The organism is Arcobacter sp. ISO1 (genome assembly GCF_058105185.1).
Window position 1 is genome coordinate 1,542,681 of sequence record NZ_CM176573.1, and the last position, 24,182, is coordinate 1,566,862.

At 27.8% G+C, this 24,182-nt stretch carries 25 protein-coding genes; 19 read left to right on the plus strand and 6 right to left on the minus strand.

Features of this window, described 5'->3' with window-relative positions:
- Positions 1-64: 64 nt before the first annotated feature.
- From AC2TY9_RS07625 to folE, 7 genes are all read left to right on the plus strand, one after another.
- Positions 65-238: a magnesium chelatase subunit ChlI family protein gene (locus tag AC2TY9_RS07625; protein ID WP_489780411.1), complete on the plus strand. Its 174-nt coding sequence runs from the start codon at positions 65-67 to the stop codon at positions 236-238.
- A 50-nt stretch (positions 239-288) separates the two neighbouring features.
- A complete protein-coding gene (gene era, locus AC2TY9_RS07630) occupies positions 289-1,173 on the plus strand; it encodes a GTPase Era (RefSeq protein WP_489780349.1) in 885 nt (294 codons plus the stop codon).
- 320 nt (positions 1,174-1,493) lie between these two features.
- Complete coding sequence (locus AC2TY9_RS07635; RefSeq protein WP_489780350.1) at positions 1,494-2,045, plus strand: hypothetical protein; 552 nt, start codon at positions 1,494-1,496, stop codon at positions 2,043-2,045.
- Positions 2,017-2,655: a hypothetical protein gene (locus tag AC2TY9_RS07640; protein WP_489780351.1), complete on the plus strand. Its 639-nt coding sequence runs from the start codon at positions 2,017-2,019 to the stop codon at positions 2,653-2,655. The genes AC2TY9_RS07635 and AC2TY9_RS07640 overlap by 29 nt, the downstream gene beginning before the upstream one ends.
- A 1-nt stretch (position 2,656) precedes the next feature.
- Positions 2,657-4,000 (plus strand): GspE/PulE family protein, encoded by a 1,344-nt coding sequence (locus AC2TY9_RS07645; protein ID WP_489780352.1) that lies wholly within the window; start codon positions 2,657-2,659, stop codon positions 3,998-4,000.
- The gene (locus AC2TY9_RS07650) at positions 3,987-5,165 is read left to right on the plus strand and encodes a type II secretion system F family protein (protein ID WP_489780353.1); all 1,179 of its coding nucleotides are present in this window, start codon (positions 3,987-3,989) and stop codon (positions 5,163-5,165) included. The genes AC2TY9_RS07645 and AC2TY9_RS07650 overlap by 14 nt, the downstream gene beginning before the upstream one ends.
- A gap of 11 nt (positions 5,166-5,176) precedes the next feature.
- The gene (folE, locus tag AC2TY9_RS07655) at positions 5,177-5,749 is read left to right on the plus strand and encodes a GTP cyclohydrolase I FolE (protein WP_489780354.1); all 573 of its coding nucleotides are present in this window, start codon (positions 5,177-5,179) and stop codon (positions 5,747-5,749) included.
- Between the two features lie 52 nt (positions 5,750-5,801).
- On the opposite strand, the gene AC2TY9_RS07660 is transcribed toward folE, so the two are convergent.
- The gene (locus AC2TY9_RS07660) at positions 5,802-6,572 is read right to left on the minus strand and encodes a PDC sensor domain-containing protein (RefSeq protein WP_489780355.1); all 771 of its coding nucleotides are present in this window, start codon (positions 6,570-6,572) and stop codon (positions 5,802-5,804) included.
- 226 nt (positions 6,573-6,798) lie between these two features.
- Between AC2TY9_RS07660 and AC2TY9_RS07665 the strand changes: the two genes are divergently transcribed.
- From AC2TY9_RS07665 to AC2TY9_RS07705, 9 genes are all read left to right on the plus strand, one after another.
- On the plus strand, positions 6,799-8,793 hold the full coding sequence (locus tag AC2TY9_RS07665; protein WP_489780356.1) for a cache domain-containing protein: 1,995 nt from the start codon (positions 6,799-6,801) through the stop codon (positions 8,791-8,793).
- A complete protein-coding gene (locus tag AC2TY9_RS07670; RefSeq protein ID WP_489780357.1) occupies positions 8,786-9,478 on the plus strand; it encodes a response regulator transcription factor in 693 nt (230 codons plus the stop codon). Before AC2TY9_RS07665 ends, AC2TY9_RS07670 begins: the two co-directional genes overlap by 8 nt.
- Before the next feature lie 127 nt (positions 9,479-9,605).
- Positions 9,606-11,144 (plus strand): flavocytochrome c, encoded by a 1,539-nt coding sequence (locus AC2TY9_RS07675; protein WP_489780358.1) that lies wholly within the window; start codon positions 9,606-9,608, stop codon positions 11,142-11,144.
- 2 nt (positions 11,145-11,146) lie between these two features.
- The gene (locus AC2TY9_RS07680; RefSeq protein WP_489780359.1) at positions 11,147-11,608 is read left to right on the plus strand and encodes a cytochrome c3 family protein; all 462 of its coding nucleotides are present in this window, start codon (positions 11,147-11,149) and stop codon (positions 11,606-11,608) included.
- A complete protein-coding gene (locus tag AC2TY9_RS07685) occupies positions 11,605-12,279 on the plus strand; it encodes a cytochrome c3 family protein (protein ID WP_489780360.1) in 675 nt (224 codons plus the stop codon). The genes AC2TY9_RS07680 and AC2TY9_RS07685 overlap by 4 nt, the downstream gene beginning before the upstream one ends.
- A gap of 150 nt (positions 12,280-12,429) precedes the next feature.
- The gene (gene dddY / locus AC2TY9_RS07690) at positions 12,430-13,680 is read left to right on the plus strand and encodes a dimethylsulfoniopropionate lyase DddY (protein WP_489780361.1); all 1,251 of its coding nucleotides are present in this window, start codon (positions 12,430-12,432) and stop codon (positions 13,678-13,680) included.
- Positions 13,681-13,778: 98 nt separating this feature from the next.
- Positions 13,779-14,342, plus strand: coding sequence for a GTP cyclohydrolase II (ribA, locus tag AC2TY9_RS07695; RefSeq protein WP_489780362.1), 564 nt, complete (start codon positions 13,779-13,781; stop codon positions 14,340-14,342).
- 16 nt (positions 14,343-14,358) lie between these two features.
- Positions 14,359-15,414: a bifunctional 3,4-dihydroxy-2-butanone 4-phosphate synthase/GTP cyclohydrolase II gene (locus AC2TY9_RS07700; RefSeq protein ID WP_489780363.1), complete on the plus strand. Its 1,056-nt coding sequence runs from the start codon at positions 14,359-14,361 to the stop codon at positions 15,412-15,414.
- Between the two features lie 108 nt (positions 15,415-15,522).
- Complete coding sequence (locus tag AC2TY9_RS07705; protein ID WP_489780364.1) at positions 15,523-15,702, plus strand: hypothetical protein; 180 nt, start codon at positions 15,523-15,525, stop codon at positions 15,700-15,702.
- A gap of 168 nt (positions 15,703-15,870) precedes the next feature.
- On the opposite strand, the gene AC2TY9_RS07710 is transcribed toward AC2TY9_RS07705, so the two are convergent.
- The 5 genes from AC2TY9_RS07710 to AC2TY9_RS07730 are packed head-to-tail and all read right to left on the minus strand — an operon-like array spanning position 15,871 to position 20,022.
- A complete protein-coding gene (locus AC2TY9_RS07710) occupies positions 15,871-16,224 on the minus strand; it encodes a hypothetical protein (protein WP_489780365.1) in 354 nt (117 codons plus the stop codon).
- Positions 16,225-16,241: 17 nt separating this feature from the next.
- Positions 16,242-16,877: a 4Fe-4S dicluster domain-containing protein gene (locus AC2TY9_RS07715; protein WP_489780366.1), complete on the minus strand. Its 636-nt coding sequence runs from the start codon at positions 16,875-16,877 to the stop codon at positions 16,242-16,244.
- A gap of 10 nt (positions 16,878-16,887) precedes the next feature.
- Positions 16,888-19,167, minus strand: coding sequence for a molybdopterin-dependent oxidoreductase (locus AC2TY9_RS07720; protein WP_489780367.1), 2,280 nt, complete (start codon positions 19,165-19,167; stop codon positions 16,888-16,890).
- Positions 19,164-19,721, minus strand: coding sequence for a TorD/DmsD family molecular chaperone (locus AC2TY9_RS07725; RefSeq protein WP_489780368.1), 558 nt, complete (start codon positions 19,719-19,721; stop codon positions 19,164-19,166). The genes AC2TY9_RS07720 and AC2TY9_RS07725 overlap by 4 nt, the downstream gene beginning before the upstream one ends.
- A 13-nt stretch (positions 19,722-19,734) precedes the next feature.
- The gene (locus AC2TY9_RS07730; protein ID WP_489780369.1) at positions 19,735-20,022 is read right to left on the minus strand and encodes a c-type cytochrome; all 288 of its coding nucleotides are present in this window, start codon (positions 20,020-20,022) and stop codon (positions 19,735-19,737) included.
- Positions 20,023-20,200: 178 nt separating this feature from the next.
- Between AC2TY9_RS07730 and AC2TY9_RS07735 the strand changes: the two genes are divergently transcribed.
- From AC2TY9_RS07735 to AC2TY9_RS07745, 3 genes are read left to right on the plus strand one after another with little or no spacing between them, the layout of a single operon-like run.
- Complete coding sequence (locus AC2TY9_RS07735; RefSeq protein ID WP_489780412.1) at positions 20,201-20,875, plus strand: response regulator transcription factor; 675 nt, start codon at positions 20,201-20,203, stop codon at positions 20,873-20,875.
- Complete coding sequence (locus AC2TY9_RS07740; RefSeq protein WP_489780370.1) at positions 20,868-22,511, plus strand: ABC transporter substrate-binding protein; 1,644 nt, start codon at positions 20,868-20,870, stop codon at positions 22,509-22,511. The genes AC2TY9_RS07735 and AC2TY9_RS07740 overlap by 8 nt, the downstream gene beginning before the upstream one ends.
- Complete coding sequence (locus tag AC2TY9_RS07745) at positions 22,511-24,178, plus strand: ATP-binding protein (protein WP_489780371.1); 1,668 nt, start codon at positions 22,511-22,513, stop codon at positions 24,176-24,178. Before AC2TY9_RS07740 ends, AC2TY9_RS07745 begins: the two co-directional genes overlap by 1 nt.
- Positions 24,179-24,182: the final 4 nt, after the last annotated feature.

The following is a 24,182-nucleotide window of genomic DNA, read 5'->3' on the forward strand; positions in this document are numbered from 1 at the left end:
TTTATTTTGTAAAAAAAAAAATTTAAATGGGAAACTAAGTGATGAAGAGATTACAAAATATTGTATTTTAGATTCTCAAACAAAGGAGGTTTTGGAAAAAGCAAGGATTAATTTAAATTTATCCTTTAGAAGTATAAACAAATTATTAAAAGTTAGTCGCACAATAGCAGATTTGGAAGAGTCTACAAATATACAAAAAAAACATTTACTTGAATCTCTTTCATACAGAAGAAGATAAGCAGAAAATTTTAGATATAATCACTTAATTAAAATGTTTGAAGGAATTGTATGAGTAAATGTGGTTATGTTTCAGTTGTAGGTCGACCTAATGCAGGTAAAAGTTCACTATTAAATTGGTTAGTTGGTGAAAAAATTGCTTTAGTTTCCCATAAAGCAAATGCTACTAGAAAAAGATCTAATATAATTGTGATGCATAAAGAGGATCAGATTATATTTGTAGATACTCCTGGTTTACACGAAACAGAAAAGCTATTGAATCAATTTATGCTTGATGAGGCTTTAAAAGCAATTGGTGATTGTGATTTGATTTTATTTTTAGCTCCTGTTACTGATAAATTAACCCATTATGAAAATTTTTTAGAAAAAAACAAAAAAAATACAAAGCATATTTTACTTTTAACAAAGATTGATAATGTGGGGAATAATGAAGTTTTAGAAAAAATAAAAGAGTATGAAATACATACTGATAAATATGAGGCAATCATCCCTGTATCAATTAAAAAACAAACTACCCATAATGATATTTTAGATGTTGTTGTAAAATATCTTCCAGAGCATCCTTATTTATATGATCCAGAAATTTTAACAACGGAACATATGAGAGATATCTTTAAAGAATTTATTAGAGAATCAATTTTTGAGAATATTTCCGATGAAATACCATATGAAACAGATGTTAAAATAAATAAAGTAGAAGAGAAAAAAGATATTGATGTCGTTAATGCAACAATTATCGTTCAAAAAGGAACGCAAAAAGGTATGATTGTAGGGAAAGGTGGAAGTGCAATCAAAAGAATTGGAAAAGATGCAAGACAAAAAATAGAAAGATTAACAGGAAGAAAGTGTTATTTAGAATTATTTGTCTCTATTAAAAAAGGCTGGACAAAAGATAAACAAGGTCTTAAAGAACTAGGATACGATGTAACTTTCTAAAAATAATATAAAAATATATTTATTTAATTAGAAAATAAAGTAATAAATAATAAAATACCTTATTATATAAATAGGGTATTATTATCGAACTAATAGAAATAAAATCAAATGAAGAGATAAGCTCAAATTTTTTAGATAAATATATTAGAAATCATATAAAAAATTCCTCTTTAAATTATGACAAGAGTAGTTTTTTATATAATTCATTCATAGAAGCTTTAAATATATACCAAGTAATTCATTTCAAATCACAAATACCCAAATATTTTTTTTTAGATTCTACTAAACACATAGAGCTATTTTTTTATGAGAATTTAGCTTTGGTTTTTAAAAATAAGCGATTATATTTTTGTCAAAAAATTGATAAAGCAAATACAAAAGAGGAAGTAAAAGATTTTCTAGAAAAGATACTAAAAATTGAAAATCTTCAAATAAATTCTCAACTTAAATTTACAAAGAAAAATAAACACCAGTTTCTAAAAATTAAAAAGTCACATTTTCTTAAATTTTTTCTTATCTATTTTTTTACTCTTTGCTTAGGATTTTATATATTAGATTTCTCAAAAAATGATAATAAAAATATTTTAGAAAAGATAAAAATAAATACTAAAAAAATTGAGGTTAATTCACAGTTTTATTTTGTAAGTAAAGAGCTTATTGATATTTTTCTTTTAAGTAAAGAACATTTAGTAAAGGTTTTAAAAGTAAGTCTTGTTAATTCAAAACTTCTTTTAGAGCTTGAATCATCAAAAAAACAAGACCTTTATACCTTTTTTAGAAATTTAGAAAAAGCAAAAGTAGAAGATATAACTTACGATTCTCAAAGAAAGGTTTATTTAGCCAATGCAATATTTAAAATCAATAGAAAATAGTTTTGAGCTTTTATCTTTAAGAACAAAGGTTTTGCTTTTTTTGTTTCCATTTGCAATATTTTGTTTAATTTATTTATATTTTTTTGAGATTAAAAATACAATAGATAGAAAGCCCACACTTGTAAATATAGAGAAAATTAAAATGAAGATGAAATTAATAGATGTATTAAAAGATATTGAAAACTTTGCCTTTGAAAATGAGATATATCTAAACAAAATTACAAAAGGGGACAGTAGTTTGGATTTTATTGCAAATAGTGATTTGAAAAATAGATTAAGTTTACTAATCTATTTAGAAAAATATAATTCCTTTTCTAAGATAAAAAGTTTTCAAATGAGTGATGAAAATTTAAAAGTATCCATTGATTTTAAAAAGTTTTACAAAAAAAAAGAAATAGATTTAAACAAAGAACTTGAAAAGTTAAAGGAGAAGAAAAAACAAGTTTATAAGTTAAAAGCAATTATTGGTCAAAAAGCTTTTATAAACAATAAATGGTTTAGTTTAAATGACAGTATAGAAAGATTTGAGATTAAAAAAATTAATAAAACAAGTGTTCTTATGGAAAATAAGTTTAAAAAAATAAGTTTAAATTTACAAGAGAAAAATTAATATGAGTTTTGAAAATATTGACTATGAATATCTAAAATTATTTGATAAAAAATTATTAATAGACAGTTTAATTATTCCCGTAAAAAAAGATGGAATCTATTTTTATTGTTATTATTGCAAGGAGTCAAATATTGATTTATTAACAATTTCCCATATATTTAGGAAAAAATTAATAAGTAAACATGAGATTCTTTTTTTTCTAAATGATTTAGATGCTAGAATGAAATTATTTGACTTATCAAAAAAAGCAATACAGAATTTTGAAAATGATTTAAATCATATAAAGTTCTTTTTTCAAGTACTTTTAGAAAAATCTATTTTAAATAGAGCCAGTGATATACATATTGAAAGTAAGGAAAACTCTATAGAAATCAGGTTTAGAATTGATGGGACATTAAAAGTTTTTTATACTTTTTGCAAATCTTTTTCAAAGGTTTTAAGCTCATACATCAAAATGATTTCTAAGCTAGATATTACTAACTTTAGAACTCCTATGGATGGAAGATTTTCCTTTGAAATTAATGATAAAAAATATGATTTTAGAGTCTCTACAATGCCAATTATAAGTGGAGAGTCAATTGTAATTAGAATTTTAGATAATAATACAGTTGAAAAAGATATAGAAAAATTAGGGTTTTCCAATGATATTATAGATTCTTTTAATGAAATTGAAAATCTAAGACAAGGATTAGTTTTAATAACAGGACCAACAGGAAGTGGTAAAAGTACAACATTATACTCATTATTAAAAAGACTTTCCTCTTCAAAAAAGAAAGTTATTACAATAGAAGATCCTGTTGAGTATAAATTAGAATCTATACAACAAATTGAGGTTAATAATGAGATTGAATTGGGATATGAAACAGTATTAAAAAATATATTAAGACAAGACCCTGATATTATATTAATAGGGGAGATTAGAGATAAGACTTCATTGAATATTGCATTACAAGCATCTTTAACTGGGCATTTAGTATTAGCCTCAATTCATGCAAATAACTCTTTTGAAACTATAAATAGACTAATTGACTTAAAAGCTGATAGATATCTTTTAGCAAATACTCTTAAATACATAATCTCCCAAAGATTAGTTTTAAATATTTGTCAAAATTGTTTAAAAAAAGGTTGCGAAAAGTGTAACTTTACTGGTTTTTTAGGAAGAAGCTCTTTAGGAGAAGTTTTAAAAAATGATAAAAACCTTTCACCTTATATTATAAAAAATGAGAATATGAAAGACTATTTATCAAAAGTTCCATTTAAAACATTGCTTGATGATGGGAAACAAAAAGTTAAAGAGGGTATAACTACAATATCTGAGGTATATAAAGTAGTTGAAAAAGTATAAAATTGTTTATCAAGATAATGGTAAATTAAAATCAAAAACTATAGAAACTAATAACTTAGAACTTGAAGAGTTACCCTCAAACATAATAGAGATAAAAAAGTCTAGCTTTGAATTTAAATTTGAAGAAAAGATTACAGATAATCAAATTAGAAATTCACTTTATGAATTAAGTATGATGTTAAATTCAAAGATTTTGCTTGATGATGCCTTTGATATTTTAATAAAAAATGAAAAGAAACAACATATTAGTGATTTTTTAAAGAGTCTAAAAAACTCTTTTTCAAACTCTTCAGATATTTATACAAGTATAGATAGGTTTAAAATAAATCCACTAATAAAATCGATGTTTAAAATAATTCAAGATAGCGGTAATACAAAAGAAAACCTCACTTTTTTGAGTGATATTATAAGTGAAAACATACAAATAAAAAAAGATTTTAAAAAAGCAATGACCTATCCTTTTATTTTATTGATAACTTTTTTCTCTGCCTTGATTGGTATTTTTAAATTTGTTGTTCCAAATTTTGAATCTATATTTAATAATGCAAAAGGACAATTACCCTTGGCTACAAGGTCTTTATTATTTGTCAAAGATATCTTTGAAAACTATTTATTTTTAATTGTTTTTATGTTAATTGCTTTTTTTGTATCAAGTTTTCTTTTTTATAAAAAAGAAAAAAGAGTAAGAGTCTTTATAGATAAGATTATAGTTGAAAATCTTTATATAATAAGCTCTTTATACAAATACAAAAATCTGTATACATTTTTTGTTGTCTTAGATATATTGTTAAAAAGTAAGTATGAATTTCTTGATGCCTTTATAAAAGCTAAGACTTTAATCAATAATCAACATCTTTTTGATAAGATTACCAAAATAGAAAATCTGCTAAAAAGTGGAAAGAGTGTAAAACTTGCATTTGAGTCTTCAAATCTATTTGATGATATTATTTTAAATCTAATAAACAGTGCAGAGGCTAGTAGTTCTCTTGATATTGTTGTTAGCGAGATTAAGATTATTTATAAAAGACGATTTGAAGATAAATTGAAGTTTTTTTCTACTTTAATAGAACCTCTATTTTTCATAATCATAATGGCACTTATTGTTTGGATTATCTTAGCTATTTTTGTCCCATTATGGAGTATGAGTGATATGTTAAAGTCTTAAGAGGAATATATATGAGTAATGAGTTAGAGTTTGAAAATTCAGTTAAAAATATTTTAGAATATATTGGAGAAGACGTAAATAGAGAAGGTCTTGAGAAAACACCAAGTCGTGTTAGAAAAGCTTTTGAGTTTATGTGTGGTGGATATAAGCAAGATCCAATTGAAATTATAAATTCAGCATTATTTACAAGTTCAAATGATGAGATGGTTGTTATAAAAGATATTGAGTTTTATTCAATGTGTGAGCATCATATCTTACCAATAATTGGTAAAGCACACATAGCTTATATACCAAATGGAAAAGTTGTTGGACTTAGTAAAATACCAAGGGTTGTTGATGTCTTTGCAAGAAGATTACAAATTCAAGAACAGATGACTGAACAAATTTGTGATGCATTAAATGATGCATTAAAACCAAAAGGTGTAGCAGTTATGATAGATGCTAGACATATGTGTATGGAGATGAGAGGTGTTGAAAAGATTTGTTCAACAACAGTAACTTCAGCACTTAGAGGTTTATTTAAAAAAGAGAAAAAAACAAAAGATGAGTTCTTGTCTATTGTAGCTCAGTCTTTACATAAATAAGTTCAAGGACCACTTTTATATAAAAGTGGTCCATTCTAAATAAAACTGCAATTTATTTGATAATACAAAGTATCCAAGGGGCTTCTGTTATATGAGATTTATAGGCTATTTTGGATTGATTTTTATTATTAAATTTTATTTTTGTTTCTTTTGTTTTTGAAAGTTTTTCAAAAATTCTTACAGAAAATATATCTTGAACATGTTTTAATTCTAGGTCTCTATTAATTGCGGATATTATTATTCCTGTTTTTTTATGGAATAAAAAAAGTTGTTCTAAGTCATCTAATTGAACATCTTTTAAATGTTTAATTATCATATCTGGAAGTATTTCACTACTGACTACCCCAAAAGATTTATTGTTTTTTAAAAGAGCTGATGAAATTGCCCACCATACAATTTTTTGTCCACTAATATCATTATAAAACATTGGACCAGAAAAAGTGGTTTCTTTGTTTTGTAAAGTTTCTATATACCAAGGTCTTTTTCTTGGGTCAAAATTATCTATCCAATAACCTTGGGTATCAATGTATTCTCCATTTTGAAAACCACTAAAAATACTATTCGTACCCATTTTTTTATTTGTTTTCTTCATTAATTCTAAATAAGTTTCTTTGTCATAATCTATATTTCCTAAATTTTTTGACAATTTCTCAAGAGAAATTTTCTTTTTTAACAACCATTTATCTAATTCAAAAGATTGCTTTTTTAGTGATTGTATTATTTTCTTTTCTTGATCTTCTTTTATCTGTAAAAATTGTATTGCAGATATTGTTATGATCAAAAAGATAATAAAAAGGTATAGGAAATTCCTTTTTTTAAACATTACGATAATTTACCTTTCTTACTTGTACTAAAACATACTAAGTTTCTAAACAGAAACTATACAAAAACTTCTTTAATGAATGATTAAGAAAAAAAGATTAAGAAAACTTTTTTTCAATTTTGTAAGTATATCAAGCTAAAATGACTGAAAAATAACTTTTCTTTTCAGATATATAAAATTAATGAAAAGATATAATGCGCGTATGTTTATAATAAAAGGCTTTCTTTTGTCAAAACGTAATTGGTTTATCTTATTTGTTATTATGCTTTTTCTTATATTAGTACTTGCAAATTATTTTATTAATCTTTATATTTTAAAAAATGCAATAAATGATTTACAAGTAAATGCAATTAGTAATGCCTCTAAACAAATTGTTAAATGGACAGATGAAAAAATTAATGCAGTAAAAAATGTAGAAACACTTATTGCAAATATGGACCATAATCAAGATAAATACAGCATTGGAAATTTATTGCAACATGGTTCCTCTGTAGCAGGCTTTCCCTACATGTTTGTTGGATATGAAGATAATACAATTATATCTAGTCGAACGATTATAAAACCTCTTACTTATAACACTATATCAATGCCTTGGTATCGTGAGACTATTAGAAATGAAGATATCACAATTACTAACCCCTATGTCTCATCAATAATTGATACTTTAGTAGTGGCAGTTTGTAGTACTACAAAATCAAAAAGAGGTCAAACAGGAGTAGTTTGTGGAATTCTTCCTTTAGAGTACATAGAAAAAGAAATTTTAAAGATATCTTTACCCTATGATGGGAATGTCTTTTTACTTGATAAAAATAAAAAAATCTTAGTACATAAAGACAAAGAGAAACGATTCAAGAAGTTTAATCAAAGAATTGATAAAGAAGGTTATTTAACTGTTACAAAGAATAGTATTTTTTCTCAAGGATTTATAAAATATGGTAATTGGTATCTTGTCTCTGAGTTAAATAAAGAAAAAGTTTATGAAAGAGTTGATTTTCAATTAAAAATTAACCTTATAATATATGGTATTAGTTTAATTATCTTTTTGTGGCTAAACCTATTTTATGATAGAAGTCAAAAACGAAGTGATGAAAAATTAAAAATATCAAAAAATCTAATAAAACACTTTCTTTCATCAGATATAAGAGGATGTTTGATTGCTGATGACAAAGATAAAATTACATATTATAATAATGAGTTTTCTAAATTACTTTATCTTTCAGAAAATGAACTTTCTGATAATAGTTTGTTTGAGTGTATAAAGTTTTTTAAAAGAGTTCCTCCTTGGATAACAGATTGTATTGGTAAACAATTAAAAGCAACAAAAGAAAAACATAAAACATATACTAATACTTTTTATTTTTTTGAAAAAGATAAAAAAGTTTTTTTATATTTTACTTCTATTCCTGTATTGGATGCAAAAAAAGAGTATAAAGGAGTTATCTTTTTTGTAGAAGATGTTACTAAGAAAGAGATGGCTAAAAAAGCAAAAAAAGAACAAGAAGATATTTTATTCCAACAAACTAAGATGGCAGATTTAGGAGAGATGATCGGAGCAATTTCCCACCAATGGCGGCAACCTTTAAACTCTATATCTTTATTAATAGGTAATATTTTACAATTTAAAGAGATGGGATGTTTAAGTGATGAGATTTTTAAAGATAATCTAAATCGTGCAATATCAAATGCACACTATTTATCAGATACTATTGATACTTTTAAAAACTTCTATCTTCCAAATAGAAAAATAGAATCCTTTGATATAATAGAAGCAATTGAAGATACAAAAGTAATACTTGAACCTTATTTGAAAAACTCAGGAATTAATATAGAAATACTAAGTGAAGAGACTCATTATAATTGCAGTAGCTATAAAAATGAATTTCAACAAATTATTGCTTCTTTAGTATTAAATGCTAGAGATGCTATTCTTGAAGATAAAACTATTGAAAAAAAATACATTAAAATTATAATAAAAGAAGTAGAAGAGAAATATTATTTAGAAGTACAAGATAGTGGTCCTGGAATTGATATAACTATCAAAGAGATTCTTTTTGAGGCCTTTAAAACAACAAAAGGTGAAAAAGGAACAGGCAATGGTCTTTACTTGTCAAGGCTTATTGCAAGAGATAAACTATTAGGAAACTTAACTGTTATATCTTATAATAATCCTACAACTTTTTTATTTAGTTTCCCTAAAAAAATAAAGGAAGAAAATGATTGATTTAAAAGTTTTAAAAAAACTTTCACAAATTCATGTACTTATTGTAGAAGATGATGAAATGACAGCTTTTGCATTAAGACAATCTTTAGGAATGCATTGTAAACGTGTAGATGTTGCAAAAGATGGTATTGAAGGCTTCGAGATGTTTGAATCGTATAAACCTGATATTGTTATTTCAGATATAAATTTACCAGAAATGAATGGTTTAGATATGGTTCACTCTATGCATGAGGTTTCTCCACACTTACCCGTTATTATTATAACTTCATACGATAGCAAAGAACATATTTCTCAAAGTATTAATGAAGGTGCTTATAGTTATTTAAGAAAACCAGTCTCAATTGAAGATTTACAAACAACTTTACTTATGGCTACAAAGGATATTTATAACTTTCATGTTTATTTAGAAAATGGGTATATATATGATAAGAACAGTAAACAATTAAAAGATAAAGATCAAAATACCATTAACTTAACAAGACTAGAAAGAGAAATTATCCATCTTCTAATCTCTAATATAGATAAAGTTGTTGACTATTCTGTGATAGAGAGTTATGCTTGGCAAGAAAAGAGCATGAGTATAGAAGCTCTTCGTATGAGAATAAAAAAAATTCGTCAAAAAACATATAATAACATCATCGAAAATGTATCTGGCTGTGGATACAAAATCAAAAGTACACATTAAATTCTACTTAAACTGAACAATTATTCATTTTTTTTAAAATAAATAACCTTTTTACCCTAAAAGGTTATTTTTTGATTACTTATTTGTATTAAGATTCTTCTATAAATTTTTTAGAAGGAGACCTATTATGGGTGATATAACAAGACGTAATTTTATGAGAATGGGTGCTGTTGGTGCTGGTATGTTAGCACTTGGAAGTACAGCTGCAAGTGCAATGGCGATTGACTCAAAAGATGTTAAATATGATGAAGAGTATGATGTTGTTGTAATTGGTTCAGGTTATGCTGCATTATCAGCTGGTATTACAGCTGCTGAAAAAGGTTTATCAGTTGTTATTGTTGAAAAAATGGGAAGAATCGGAGGAAACTCTGTAATTAATGGTGGACTTTTAGCTGTTGTTAATAACCCTAAACAGAAAAAAGAAGGTATTAAAGATTCTATCGACATTTATATGGAAGATAGTATGAAAGCAGGTAGATATATTAATCACCCTGATTTACTAAGAGTAATTGGTGAAAGAGGAAATGATGCTTTAAAATTAGTTGAAAGAGCTGGTGCAAAATTCTATGAGAAACTTTCTCACTTAGGTGGACACTCTGTTCCTAGAACTTACCTTTCTTCAAATGGTAGTGGTTCAGGTATTGTATTACCAATGATTTCTCACTTCCAAAAACTTTCAAACGGAACAATCAAAAAAAGAACAAGATTTGATGAGTTTGTATTAGATGATAGTGGAAGAGTAGTTGGAGTTCAAGTTAGAGAAAAATATAAATTTGATAAAAAAGCTAACGATGATGATTCTGAAAACACAACTGGTAAAGTTAAATATTATAAAGCTAAAAAAGGTGTTATTTTAGCATCAGGTGGATTTAGTAGAGATAAATTCTTAAGAGAACAACAAGACCCAAGAATTCCTGCTGATACAGATTCAACTAACCAACCAGGTGCAACTGCAGGTGTTATGATGAAAGCATTTGAGCTTGGTGCAGTTCCTATTCACTTAGCGTGGATTCAATTTGGTCCTTGGGCTTGTCCAGATGAAAAAGGTTTTGGTGCAGCGTCTAACTTCAATATCAACGCTACATTTAGATATGGTATTTCAGTAAATCCTAAAACAGGTAAGAGATTCATGAATGAGCTTGCAGATAGAAGAACAAGAGCACAAGCAATGTTCAAAGTAACAAAAGATACTAATGCATATCCAATTAATATTTGTGATCAAAGTGCTGTTGATAAAATTATCCCAGAAATTGCTGAAAAAGCTTTAAAATCTGGAGTTGTTAAAAAATTCGACACAATTGACGCATTAGCAGCTGAGTATAAAATCCCAGCAGCTGAATTAAAAGCATCAATTGAAGCATACAATAAATTTGTAAAAGCAAATAAAGATACAGAATTTGGTAAACCAGTTGAAAAAACTGAAGGTGTACAAATCCTTAAAGCTCCATTCTATGGAACAAGAGGTGTACCAAAACTTCACCATACAATGGGTGGATTAAAAATCAATACAAAAGCAGAAGTTATCTCTGCTGCAACTAAAAAACCAATTCCTGGTTTATATGCAGCTGGTGAGATTACAGGTGGAACACACGGAGCAAGTAGACTTGGAAGTTGTTCAATTCCTGATTGTTTAGTATTTGGTATGGTTGCAGGAGAAAATATCTAATTATGAAAACAATAGTAAAAGTAATAGGTGGCATGTCTATTTTACTTTTATCTTTTTATGTATTTGCACAAGCAAATGATGGGGAAAGCTTGCCTTTCCCCCAAGATGAAGAGAGTATGGTAACTGTTACACCTGAACAAAAAGAAAAGTATCCACTAAAGAGTGTACATGCAAGTCTATCTCTTGAATGCATTTTTTGTCATGCTGATCAAGGAAACGACCCTGAGCATTTTGAAGCTGCAGGAGAAGAAGCCTGTTTATCATGTCATAAAACAAAAGTATATTTAGCTGAACGTTTAGCTTTTATGGACACACATAAAGCAAATCCTCATAACTCAGTTCATGATGGACCAAATCTTTATTGTGATGAATGTCATAGAGAACATGAACCTTCTGTAAATATGTGTGCAGAATGCCATGAAAAAGAGATTGAAAACAATGTTTGGATGAAGGAGACACCATGAGACCAGTATTATTTATAATTGGATTATTATTTGTAGGTGGCTTAGTAGGTGTGTCTGTTTCTTATGGAACTTATTATGGAATTCATAAAACAAGTGGTGAGAAATTTTGTGTTTCATGCCATGAAATGGATCCTATGGTTATCTCTTACAAACAAGATGTACACGGTGGTAAAGGAAAATTAGGTGCTAGTGCAAAATGTGTAGATTGTCACTTACCACATGATAGTTTAGTTAACTACATATATACAAAAGCAAAAAATGGAGTTTTAGAAGTTGGTATTCATTTCTTTGGAAATCCAGATGAGATAGATTGGATAGAGAAACTTAAACATAGAGATTCTTATGTGTATGATTCTGGGTGTATAGAGTGTCATGGAAATGCATTTGATAAAAATTTAGTGTCATTATCAAAACAAGCTCAAAAAATGCACAACCATTATTCAAAACTTAAAGGAACGGATAAGCAAGTTTCATGTGCCTCATGCCATTTTGATGCTGGACATAAAAACTTAAAAAATGTTTTAAATTATTATAAACCTGAGCATGAGATTTATCGTTATGAAATGGAAGAAAAAAAGCTTGAACTTCAAGAAAAGTATAAGAACTATGGCGTTATTAAAGACGAGCAAGAACTACATAAAAAACATGTAGAACACAAACCAGTAGGTTAATTATTTCAAGACCTTACTAAAAGAAGTAAGGTCTACTTTTTAATAGAATCTTTAAGGTGAAAGTGAAGATTCTTTTAAAAAGTAGAAGAAATTGAATTCAAGAAGTGATGTTGGTAAAACATTAATTTTTAAATAATAAAAGGATTTAAAATGTCATACAAAAAAAAGTTAGGTGCAGTTATAGTTTTATTGAGTTTTATAAGCTGTAATGCATTAGAGATTCCAAGTTTTTTAGATGAAAAAGATATTAAAAATGCAGAGTTTAAATGTTTAACAAAACCTGTAAAATACTCAAAAAAAGATCAAAAATATGTAGATATTTTATGGGATGAAACATTAACTTATATAAAAGCTTATGCTTTGGCTTTAACAAATGGTGAAGTAAGTGAATGTCTTAATTCTGATGAAGCAGTTTATGATACTACACAGAAAAAAAGAATCTGTGTAATGGATAGAAGAGATATGAAAACTATGGTAAAAAATATTTATCAAATTTTAGAAAATCCTGATAAAGCAAAAGAGTGTTTCTCTGCAAGACGTGATGTAAACTGGATTTATAATCCAGGTGGAGAACTTCAAGAAAAGTCTCCAGTTGCTAAATGGGCAAATAGAATGACTTTTGATGAATTTTTTGATAAAAAAGTAACAAATAAAGAAGTAAGAAAAAGAGGAAAAGAGTTTTCAAAAAACTTTAATAAGATGGTAACAGGTGATGAAATTCAAATGCCAAAAACTTTTCCTTATGATGTAAGTGCTAATTCTCTACCTAATCTTTGGGCAGCAGCAGGATGGTTTCCAATGTATGCAGAAGAGAGTAAAAGAAATGATAAAAACTTTTATAACATTCGTGGTGGATATGCGTATGCAGAAATATTAGGTCATTGGGGTTTATTAAGAATTGATGAGATTAATGGAGAAAAAGTTGGAGCTGAAGTTGGTATGACGGTTCAAGTAGTAGATTCTTTATATCCATATCACAATCATGCTATTCCTGAAATTTATTATAATATGAGAATGCCTGCTTGTGCAAAACAATTTAAAAACTTTGCTGTAAGAGAAGATAATCCTTTATTAAAAACAGTAAAAGTAAATGAAAAATTTAGAAGAGTTCAATTTGATGCCGGAGCAAAAAATGAGCCAGATATGTGGGTATCAGGTGATGCTATGGAAAATTCACTTCTTTATCTTCATGAAAATACAATTCATGCATTTGAAGTAGATGGAAAATGTGAAGCAAAACCAGAAGAAAGAGCACTTGTGTCTGTTTGGGCAAGAACTAATGCCCATGATAAAAGAAATGATTATGGTACAACTTTATTATGTGAATCTGCTGAAAAACCAGGTACTCCAGCACATAGAGGTGAAATGATACAGTGTGATTTAACTCATACTAAATGGTAATAAAAAAGTAGGCTTTACAAAAACGTAAAGCCAACTTTTTAAGAGAGTTTTTAAATTTTAAGTAAAGATTCTTTTAAAAGGTGTAAAAGGAAGAAGAGATGAGAATAAATATATCAGATGTTGCAAACCTTCCAAGTAAATATGGTGAATTAAAAATACAATCTTTCCAAGAGGGAATAAAAGAACATTTAGTGATTTTTAAAGAACCTTTTGGCGCAGCTCCATTAGTTAGAATTCATAGTGAATGTTTAACTGGCGATGCTCTTGGTTCAATGAAATGTGATTGTGGAGAACAATTAGATTATGCCTTGTCAAATATAGCTGATGAAGGTGGTATGGTTATCTATCTTAGACAAGAGGGAAGGAATATAGGACTTTTTAATAAAGTAAATGCTTATGCTTTACAAGATGAAGGTCTAGATACTATTCAAGCAAATCATCAATTAGGATTTAAAAGTGATGAAAGAACTTATGAGATAGTTGATTTTATTTTAAAATATTATGAAATAGAAAATATTCATCTTCTTACAAATAATCCAAAAAAAATAGAATCAATAAAAGGTGTAAATATAATAAAAAGATGGCCTATAGTAATGCCTTCTAATAAACATAATAAAGATTATTTAGAAACAAAAAGAAAATTAATGGGGCATATGCTTTAATTAAAAGGAAATAATTATGAATGCAATTATCAATAATGAAAGAACAATAGCTGTATTAAATAGAGTACAACAAGCTATTAAAGATATACAAGATGGAAAAATGGTTGTTATGGTAGATGATGAAGATAGAGAAAATGAGGGTGATTTAGTTTACGCTGCAAATTTCTCAAGCCCTCAAAAAGTAAATTTCATGGCTTCTCATGCTAAAGGACTTATTTGTGTAGCAGTCTCTAAAGAAACTGCTTCAAGGTTAGCTTTAGTTCCTATGGTTAAGCAAAATAATTCTTCATATGAAACCGCCTTTACAATCTCTGTTGATGCAGTAAATGCTAAGACTGGTATTTCAGCAGCAGAGCGAGATATGACAATTGAAATTTTAGCAAATCCTATGTCTCAACCACAAGAATTAGTACGACCAGGACATATTTTTCCTTTAATAGCTAAAGAAGGTGGCTCATTAGTAAGAACAGGGCATACAGAAGGTTCTGTTGATTTATGTAAACTTGCAAGCGCTGGAGAATCAGCTGTAATTTGTGAAATTATGAAAGAAGATGGGACAATGGCAAGACGTCCTGATTTAGATGTTTTTTGCGAAGAACATGATTTAAACATAGTTTATATCTCAGATCTTGTAGAGTATAGAATGATGAAAGAGTCATTAATACAACAAACTAATGAATTAGAAACAGATTTTTTAGGACAAAAGGTTGTGAGAAGTGATTTTCAAGACCATTTAGGGAATCATCATATATCATATACTTTTGGAAATATTACAGAGTGTGCAAATGTTAAATTTCATAATATTGTTCCTGACTGCGAATTGTTTTCTTCTACAAAAAAATTTGAAGAATTGATGAATAGTATCTCTTATTTAAAAGAGCATTGTGGGGTTTTGATATTTATGGAAAGTCAAGCCAAAAATATGCATGAGATAAAAGAGTATGGAATAGGTGCTCAAATCTTAAGTCATCTAGGAATAGAAGAGATATCTTTACTTTCAAATAGTAAAACAAGGGAACTTGTTGGAATTAGTGGTTTTGGTCTTACAATTGCTAATTATATTAAGCCTTAGAAACTCCCTAAGCTTATTCTTAAAAAAATATTTAAAATTAAATCAAAAAATATAAACCGTGCCAAGTTTCTCTCCCTCCCTTAGCTTGGCACACAAAATGGACTTAAAATGAAAAAAAATAATGAAACCTTAGGTTTAGCAAAAAAAATAATAGTTGTGTCTCTTTCAATTTTTATAGGGATAGTAGTATCAGTAATTTTTGTTCTGAAATTACTAGAAGTGAATACTACAGAAGTAAAACATGCAAAATTGTCTAAAGAATTTTTATTTAAAGATAGAAGGGTATGATAAAAGGTAATTTGTAAGAAACTTAAGGGTAATAACTAATAAGAATGGTGAATTTATAATACTTTTAAATAAGCCCATTTCTTAGGGCTTATTCTTTTAATTTTAGATATTTTACTTAATAGATACAGAAAATTTTTGTCTTGCTAAACTAGCAACTTGTATCCCTGCTCAGCTACTTCTATATATGATATTTACATTTAGTAGTAATTCATATTTTCCTTTTTCAAAAAATTCTATAGAAGTAATTGGAATGTCATTTTCTACTTCAGGTTCTATTTTTGATGAACTCTCTTCAACATCAATAAAGGCTACAACATTATATCCTGAGGGATAATCTGTTTCACTCAATTTTATTTTTATCTCATTTTTTCCTAATGAAAATTCTGAAGGGATTGAAACATCTACTTTCTGGTTTGCGTAGTAATTAAAATCTTTTTTATTTATAGGACATACTTTTGGCGAGTCTTGCTCGCCAAAAAGTAATGTTAAAAAAAGAAAAAGAAGTGTGAATATAATTTTCATTATATATCCTTATCTTATCATCCTTCTAATCGATATATATTATCCGGCATTTTTGGTTTAATAAATCTTGTACTTGGTTTTGTATGAGCTTCCACTGCATAATCAAGTCCTAAAGGATTTTTATCTCCTATATTTGCATATTTTTCATCATGAATATCGATAAGTTTTATAGCTTCTACAGGACAAGATTGAACACAAGCAGGTAGTTTTCCATCAGCTTGTCTTTCCCAACACATACTACATTTTTCTGCTTTTCCTAATCTTTCGTTAAATTTAGATGCTCCAAATGGACATGCTTTTACACAACCACCACATCCAATACATAAACTTTGATCGTGTTTACAAATACCTGTTTCTGGATCTTTTGTGTGAGCTTGTACAGGACATATAGCCACACAAGCTGGTTCTTCACAGTGATTACATGCAATTGATGCATAGTATCTTTCTGCTGGAACATCTACTTTTTCAGGTTTTGCATACCATACTAGACTAGGTAAAATATTATTCTGATCTGTTCTATAATCTTCATGGCCAATTTCTCTTACTTTTCTCCATAATATCCCTTTATCTTGGTGATATTGGTTTTTACATGCCATTGCACAAGTATTACACCCTAAACATTTTTCACTATCTACTAAAAAAGCTTTTTGCATAACTTCCTCCTTATACTTTTCTTATATTTACATAAGTATCTTGTAGTGCAATTCCAGGTGCACCTGTCTTAAATGATCCCATGTCAGAAGATGTATCATCAACTAATTCATTTACATTATAAATACTATTGTTGTACCATTGTTCATACATCATAAATGTTCCAACTGGTGTATTATCAGTAACTTTTGCTTTAACTCTTAGAAGACCTTGTTTATTAAATATTGCTACAGTATCTCCATTTTTAATTCTTTTATAATTTGCATCCTCTGGATTTACATATACAAATGGTTCAGGATGAATATCTTCCATCCAATCCAAATTTTGGAATTGTGAATGTAAAGAGTATCTAGAGTGCAGAGTTGTTAATCTAAATTTATCATAAGGTTTTCTAACTTCTAAATATTCAGGTAATGCAGTATGTCCATACTCTACTGCTTTTTCAGAATAGAATTCAAACTTACCACTTGGAGTATTAAATTTTCCATCAGCAAAAGGAATTACTGCTTTAGCTTTTTTTGGACCATCTTGTAATTCTTTCCATGATTTAATTCCAAATTGATCATAAATCCCTTTATTAAACTCTTTAATAGTTAGTTTTTTACTATCATATTTTTGAGGGAAAGTACAAGAACCTGACTCTTTTTTATTCATATATTTAGATAATAATGATGCAATTTCAAGGTCAGATTTCACTTCATGAAGTGGTTTAATTGCTTGTTCATTTAAACTTAACCAATAGTGCCAATAAGATACATTTACATCATACTCTTCAAACTGTGTTGTAACAGGAAGAACAATATCTGCCCATTTTGTAGTTTCATTAAAGAATTGATCAGCAACAACTATCATATCAACAGTATTAAATGCTTTAATGATTTTATTTCTATCAAAATCTTGAGCTAGTGGGTTTTTACAAGCAACCCATAAAAGTCTAATTTTTGGATCTGCAGCAGTTAAAATACCTTCTGCTGTTTTGTTAATATTTAGATATCTATCAGAATATTTAACTTTATGATCTCCATCTCCACCACCATGCATATCACCCATTGTTACACTAGATGCTGTATAACCGATACTACCTTCTGGTTTAGGATTTGTCATTGCATTGTAATTAAATCCCCAAGTATTTAAATGTCCATATCTAGCTCCACCTGCGTATTTCCCCACATTTCCAGTAACTGCAACTAAAGCATCAATAGCTCTAACCATAGAACCACCATTTGTATGTCTTTGAATACCATATCCAATCCATACTGTTGCAGGATCTGCTTTTGCGAAACCTAATGCAATCTCTTTTATCATTTTTTCTGAAAGGCCACTTACTTCAGAAGCTTTTTTTACAGATATAGTTTTTAAATAATCTTCGAATTTATTGTATCCGTGAGAGTTTTTCTTAAGCCATTTTTTGTCGTGCAAGTTATTTTCAACAATGATTTTTGCCATTGCTAAAGCTAATAAGCCATCACTTCCAGCTTTAACTTGATAATATTCATTTACTTTTGAAGCAGTTTCTGTAAATAATGGATCAATTACAATAACTTTTGCTCCTTTTCTTTTTGCTTCATAAATATATTTCATACTATGAACAGAGTTTGAAGCTGGATTAACTCCCCAAAGAATGATGTATTTACTATCTTTCATCTCTTCTGGGTCATTACACCACATATTACCTGTATCAAAATTTTGTGCATCAATTCCTGCTGGCCAACATGGAGTTCCTCCAAATCTTGTTGTATATCCAATAGAACTAAACATCCCTTCAACACCATAGTGAGTAATACCAAAGTTTCCAGAGTATTTTGTAAGTGCAGCACCTAGCATATGTCCATCTTCTTTTTTCATACTTAGAAGTTTGTCACCAATTTTGCTAATAGCCTCATCCCAAGATATTCTTTTCCAAGAACCAGAACCTTTTCCACCTACTTGTTGCATTGGATATTTGATTCTTTTAGGAGAGTAAACTCTTCTTACATAAGAGTTTCCTTTTACACAACAACCACCTCTTGTATATGTTGATTCTGTTGCACCTTCAATAAACTGCATTACACCATCTTTTACAAAAGTCTTGATACTGCAAGTATCATAACAGTTTCTTGGACAGGCATTTCTAAAAGTTGTATAGCTTTTTTTACCTAAATAAGGAATCTTTGTATTTAAAGACTCATTAGCCAATAAGTTTCCACCTGGAAACATAGATAATGCACCACAGGCAGCCAGTCCTTTTAAAAACCCACGTCTGTTTACTCCATCATTTAAAATTGAGTCTACATTTTCTTTTACGTAATTCATTTTAAATCTCCTTCGTATTTAAATTCGTTCTCAAAAAACAATTTTAATTCCTGAACAATATAATTTATTGCATCAGAAGGATTATTTTTATTTGATAACACAGCCTCAATAAAGTCGTAAATCCAAACTTTAATATGTTCAAATAAAAAATAACATCTAATCTCAGATAAATAGTTAGTTTTCTCTTCAATGAAAAGTAGTTGATAATAAGCATCTAGTTCTAAACCTAAAAAGTCTTCAGGAATAGAATTTTTCAACTCATTCTTAAAGCCCATGATTTCATAAAGTTCTCTTACTTTTTGAGTGGTTTCTGTCATAAGTGAATCAGTATTATCAATATACACCGATGAGTATGGTGCTGCTATAGGAGCATCTGGTCCTACAAAATATCGATTGAAATCTGATTCAAGAGTTGTTTTATCAATCTCTAAACCACTATCTAATTCTGAAAAAGCTTTGAAAAGTTCATCTTCATTTTTACTTGAAAATATATTTTTTAAGATTAGTACCTTTTTTAGTCTTTGTGAAAAATCACTACTTTTAACTGCTTCCATTTTTTCCTACTTTCTATTTTGTTATCATCTCTGCAATTGCTTCAATATCAGAATCACTTAATCTAGCAGCCTGAGCTTTCATCATCCCTTTTAACTGTCCACCATAAGTTCCATCTTTATAACCTTTCATTGCCTTAATGAAATCTTCTTTACTCATGTCTTTGATTACTTTACTTTTACCAAGTGCCACTTTTTCTCCATTTGCACCATGACAGGCTACACAAGCTTTGAATGCTACATTTGCATCAGCAAACATAGAGGCTTGAAATAGAATAAATGCCGTTAATAATATTTTTCGCATATCTTTCCTTTGTTTTAATTTCCTCAATTCTAATGGAAAAAAATCGCAAAAAAATACTTATTTTGCTATTTTTTTAAATTTGTCTTAATTTATTGGTTTAATTTTTATTTGGTATAATAAAAAAAGTTTAGTTGCTATAATAAAAAAGTTTTGTAAGTAGGAGAAAATTTTGGATAACGTGAAATTACAATTAAAACCATTGAGAATTCTTTATGCAGAAGATGAAGATGGTATAAGAAAAAACATTTTAAAAACACTTAGATATTACTCAAAAGAAGTCTATGAAGCAACAAATGGAAAAGAAGCATTAGACCTTTATTTTGAAAAAAAACCTGATATTATTTTAAGTGATATACATATGCCTTTAATGGATGGAATTACATTTATAAAAGAAGTAAGAAAAGTCGATAAAACCACTCCTGTCGTTATGATTACTGCACATACAGAAAAGAAGTATTTGTTAGAAGCAGTAGAGTTACATATGGAAAAATATATGGTAAAACCAATAACTACAAAAATGTTGTTTGAAACTTTAGGAAAGTGTATTGAATCATTAAATATTAATGAAGAGATTAAATTAGAAAGTGATGAAAATTATACTTATGATTTTGGTATCAAAAAACTAAAATATAAAGGTGAGATAATAGTTCTAAATAAAAAAGAGATTAGATTTATAGAGTTACTAATTCAAAATCAAAATAGAGTTGTTACCTATGATGAATTACAAGATAAGGTTTGGCAAGAACTTGTTATGACAGATAGTGCTTTACGATCTGTTGTTTTGCATTTAAGAAAAAAACTACCCACTAATATAATAAATAATCTTTCTGGAATAGGATATAAAATTGGTTAGATTGTTTTTTATTACAATTATACTTTTTGTTTTTTCTTATTCAAATAATCTTGATGATAAAATTTTTAAAGAAGATACTTCTTCTTTAAATGCCATTGAATATATGCATCCAAAATCTCATATAAAAGTTTTTTTCCCAAGTATTCCTTATATCTATATTTCAAAAAATACAAATGCTGGTTTAATCCGTTCCGATGACAATGAAAGAGGTTGGGTTTATGATTTAGCTAAATCACATGAAAGAGTTGATGATTATACTTATATATTTGAAATAAAAAGAAATTTAAAATTTCAAGATGGGACACCATTTACAATTGATTCAGCTATAAACAATCTTAATCATTTTAAAAAGAATCCTTTTTTATTTTCAAATGTAGATAAAATAGATTTTGAAATAAGCAAAGTGGATGAATATAGACTTAAAATACAACTTAAACAAAAATATGAACTATTTTTTACGGACCTTGCAAGGGTTTTTTTCTTTACAGATGAGTATTTAGAAAAGTATCCTACAAAAGGTGAAGAGACTGAAACAGGAACTCAAGAACCAGGACCTTATGGAATGGGACCTTATATATTAAAAAGTGGTTATGCAATAGGTAAAAAACAAACAGAAAAAATAGTTTTAGAAGCAAACCCCTATTATTGGGATAATCAATATCCCAAAATAAAAAAAGTTACTGTATATACTCAACTTAATACAGAAGAGGCCTTTGAAAATGTAGTAAATTATGAGGGGAGACTTGATGTCTCACCAATCCCTTTTGATAAAAAAATTGAAGCCGTGATGTCAAAATATTCAAAGCTTGTGATAAAAGAATCAACTAATAATATCATTATATTTTTCAACCTTATGAATGGCAATAAAAAACTAGAAAATAAAGAAGTAAGAGTAGCGTTAAATGAGGCAATAAATCAAGAAAACATTTTAAATTTTATTTATAAAAAAGAAGGAACAATTTCCCCTTTTTCTACATCAATAAACTTTAGAGTTGTAAAAGAGATTGCACAAAAAAATGAGTATAAAACATATACTATGTCAGAAGAGAAAAAACATCAATTATTAAAAGGATTAGTATTAAATGTATTTACTCAAGATAGGTTTATGTTTTTATGGAGAGGAATAGAGTATCAACTTGAAAAATATGGTGTAAAATTAATCTATGATGTTACAACTAGTGAAAAAGATATATATGAACAGCTTCTAAACACAAGATCTTCAAAAAATACCAAAAATTGGGATTTATTAGCTTGGGGTGATGATGATTGGTATTACCAAAACCCTTGGACAGTAATGTTTATTTATGAAAATGACTCTCCTTGGTCTATTATTCCAAATGATAAGTTTATGAAAGAATATATAGATAAGTTTTTTACTACAAAAATAAACAGTTCAAGTTATGAAGAGATTGTCTCTAAAATTTTATATAGAGCTAGAGACATGGCTTATACTTTAAGAGTACCCTCTCACAATAAAGTAATTGCTGTTAACAAAGAAGTTATATATGAGCCATATGCTGGAGGGATTGCTCCACTATGGAAAACAAAAATTACGAAAAATCATTGGTCAGTAAGAGAAGAGAAAGAATATCCTATGGATTTTCATACACCAATAGTACCCTTAAGGATTAAATAATGAAACTGTTTGATAGATTTAATATCAAAGCAAAATTGAGTATTTTATTTGTAATTTTATGTTGTTCTGTTTTTATTTTTGGTTTTATCTCAATAAACACAAGTGAGAAAGCAAAAGATAGATTAAAAGATGTCTATATTCAATCTGAAAAGACTTTACTTTTACAAGATAATATAATAGCTCCCTTATATAAACTAAGAGGGATTAATCAGTCAATTGTAATTGCTCCAAATAAAAAACAAAGATCAATAATTCAAAAAGATATAAATCTTTTAGTCAAAAAACTTGATAATTCTTTTTTGAAAACTAAAATAGAAAATAAAAAAACATCTATTTTGTGGAATAACTATAAAAAGGTTATTGAAAGGACACAGGCATATTTACAAAGAGGTTTTGAAGAAGGGGCATATATTAATGTTTCTACAAAAGATAAAAAACATTTTGATCTTTTGATGAATCATTTACTTTCTATTCAAAGTGAACTTTTAAATGAAGTAGAAAATTCATATATGAAAGCTGTTGAAGAATCAAAATCATTGATAATAGAAGTGGCTCTTTATTTTCTTGTTGTAATGCTATTTTCTATTATTGCAGGATGGCTTGTTTCTAACAATATTATAACCTCTTTAAATATTGTTCAAAAAGGTTTAAATGAATTTTTCGAATATTTAAATTATAAAAAAGATAAAGCACAAAAAATTGTAATTCATTCTAAAGATGAGTTTTTCCAGATGGCAGAATCTATTAATCAAAACTTTCAAAATGTTGAAGATAATATTAAAAAGAATGAAATCTTAATAAAAGATGCAACAGAAGTTTTAAAAAATATAAAAGGTGGAAACCTTGGTATGAGACTTACAAAAAAATCTGATAGTGCTATTTTAAATGAACTAAAAATTATGATGAATGATATGATTGATAATTTGGAATATAAAATTCAAGCAGAGATAGATAAAAGAATGGAGCAAGAACAGATTCTAATACAACAATCAAAACTTGCATCAATGGGAGAAATGATTGGAAATATTGCACACCAATGGAGACAACCATTAAGTGAAATTTCTGCCATTCATATGAATATGCTAGCAACATATGAATTTAATGAATTTACAAAAGAGTATTTAGAAGAAAAAATAGATGAAGCTGATGCTTTAACTTTATATATGACTCAAACAATATCAGATTTTCAAAACTTTTTCAGACCAGAAGAGGCAAAGAAAATTTTTAATGTAAAACAAACATGTGAAAAAGCATATTTTATTATAAAAAGTTCTTTAAAGTATCATAATATAAAACTATCAATGAATGTGATTGATGATGCAGAAGTTAACGGATATGAAAATGAATATTCACAAGTTATATTAAATATTTTAAATAATGCAAAAGATGTTTTAATTCTTAGAAAAATTGAAAATCCTAAAATAGTAATTGAAATAAAAAGTGGTAAAGAGTGTCATATTGTTAAAATAGAAGATAATGCAGGGGGAATTGAAAAAGAGATAATAGATAGAGTCTTTGAACCATATTTTACAACAAAACATAAGTCTCAAGGTACAGGAATAGGGCTTTATATGTCAAAAAATATAATTGAAGCAAATATGAATGGCTTTATTGGAGTTAAGAATACTGAAAAAGGAGCTTGTTTTACCGTAAAAGTTCCTATCTAAAAAG

Coding starts and splice junctions, on each gene's coding strand:
- era (WP_489780349.1), top strand. CDS start 289: ATGAGTAAATGTGGTTATGTTTCAGTTGTAGGTCGACCTAATGCAGGT.
- AC2TY9_RS07640 (WP_489780351.1), top strand. CDS start 2,017: ATGCAATATTTAAAATCAATAGAAAATAGTTTTGAGCTTTTATCTTTA.
- AC2TY9_RS07645 (WP_489780352.1), top strand. CDS start 2,657: ATGAGTTTTGAAAATATTGACTATGAATATCTAAAATTATTTGATAAA.
- folE (WP_489780354.1), top strand. CDS start 5,177: ATGAGTAATGAGTTAGAGTTTGAAAATTCAGTTAAAAATATTTTAGAA.
- AC2TY9_RS07660 (WP_489780355.1), bottom strand. CDS start 6,572: ATGTTTAAAAAAAGGAATTTCCTATACCTTTTTATTATCTTTTTGATC.
- AC2TY9_RS07670 (WP_489780357.1), top strand. CDS start 8,786: ATGATTGATTTAAAAGTTTTAAAAAAACTTTCACAAATTCATGTACTT.
- AC2TY9_RS07675 (WP_489780358.1), top strand. CDS start 9,606: ATGGGTGATATAACAAGACGTAATTTTATGAGAATGGGTGCTGTTGGT.
- AC2TY9_RS07680 (WP_489780359.1), top strand. CDS start 11,147: ATGAAAACAATAGTAAAAGTAATAGGTGGCATGTCTATTTTACTTTTA.
- AC2TY9_RS07685 (WP_489780360.1), top strand. CDS start 11,605: ATGAGACCAGTATTATTTATAATTGGATTATTATTTGTAGGTGGCTTA.
- dddY (WP_489780361.1), top strand. CDS start 12,430: ATGTCATACAAAAAAAAGTTAGGTGCAGTTATAGTTTTATTGAGTTTT.
- ribA (WP_489780362.1), top strand. CDS start 13,779: ATGAGAATAAATATATCAGATGTTGCAAACCTTCCAAGTAAATATGGT.
- AC2TY9_RS07700 (WP_489780363.1), top strand. CDS start 14,359: ATGAATGCAATTATCAATAATGAAAGAACAATAGCTGTATTAAATAGA.
- AC2TY9_RS07705 (WP_489780364.1), top strand. CDS start 15,523: ATGAAAAAAAATAATGAAACCTTAGGTTTAGCAAAAAAAATAATAGTT.
- AC2TY9_RS07710 (WP_489780365.1), bottom strand. CDS start 16,224: ATGAAAATTATATTCACACTTCTTTTTCTTTTTTTAACATTACTTTTT.
- AC2TY9_RS07715 (WP_489780366.1), bottom strand. CDS start 16,877: ATGCAAAAAGCTTTTTTAGTAGATAGTGAAAAATGTTTAGGGTGTAAT.
- AC2TY9_RS07720 (WP_489780367.1), bottom strand. CDS start 19,167: ATGAATTACGTAAAAGAAAATGTAGACTCAATTTTAAATGATGGAGTA.
- AC2TY9_RS07725 (WP_489780368.1), bottom strand. CDS start 19,721: ATGGAAGCAGTTAAAAGTAGTGATTTTTCACAAAGACTAAAAAAGGTA.
- AC2TY9_RS07730 (WP_489780369.1), bottom strand. CDS start 20,022: ATGCGAAAAATATTATTAACGGCATTTATTCTATTTCAAGCCTCTATG.
- AC2TY9_RS07745 (WP_489780371.1), top strand. CDS start 22,511: ATGAAACTGTTTGATAGATTTAATATCAAAGCAAAATTGAGTATTTTA.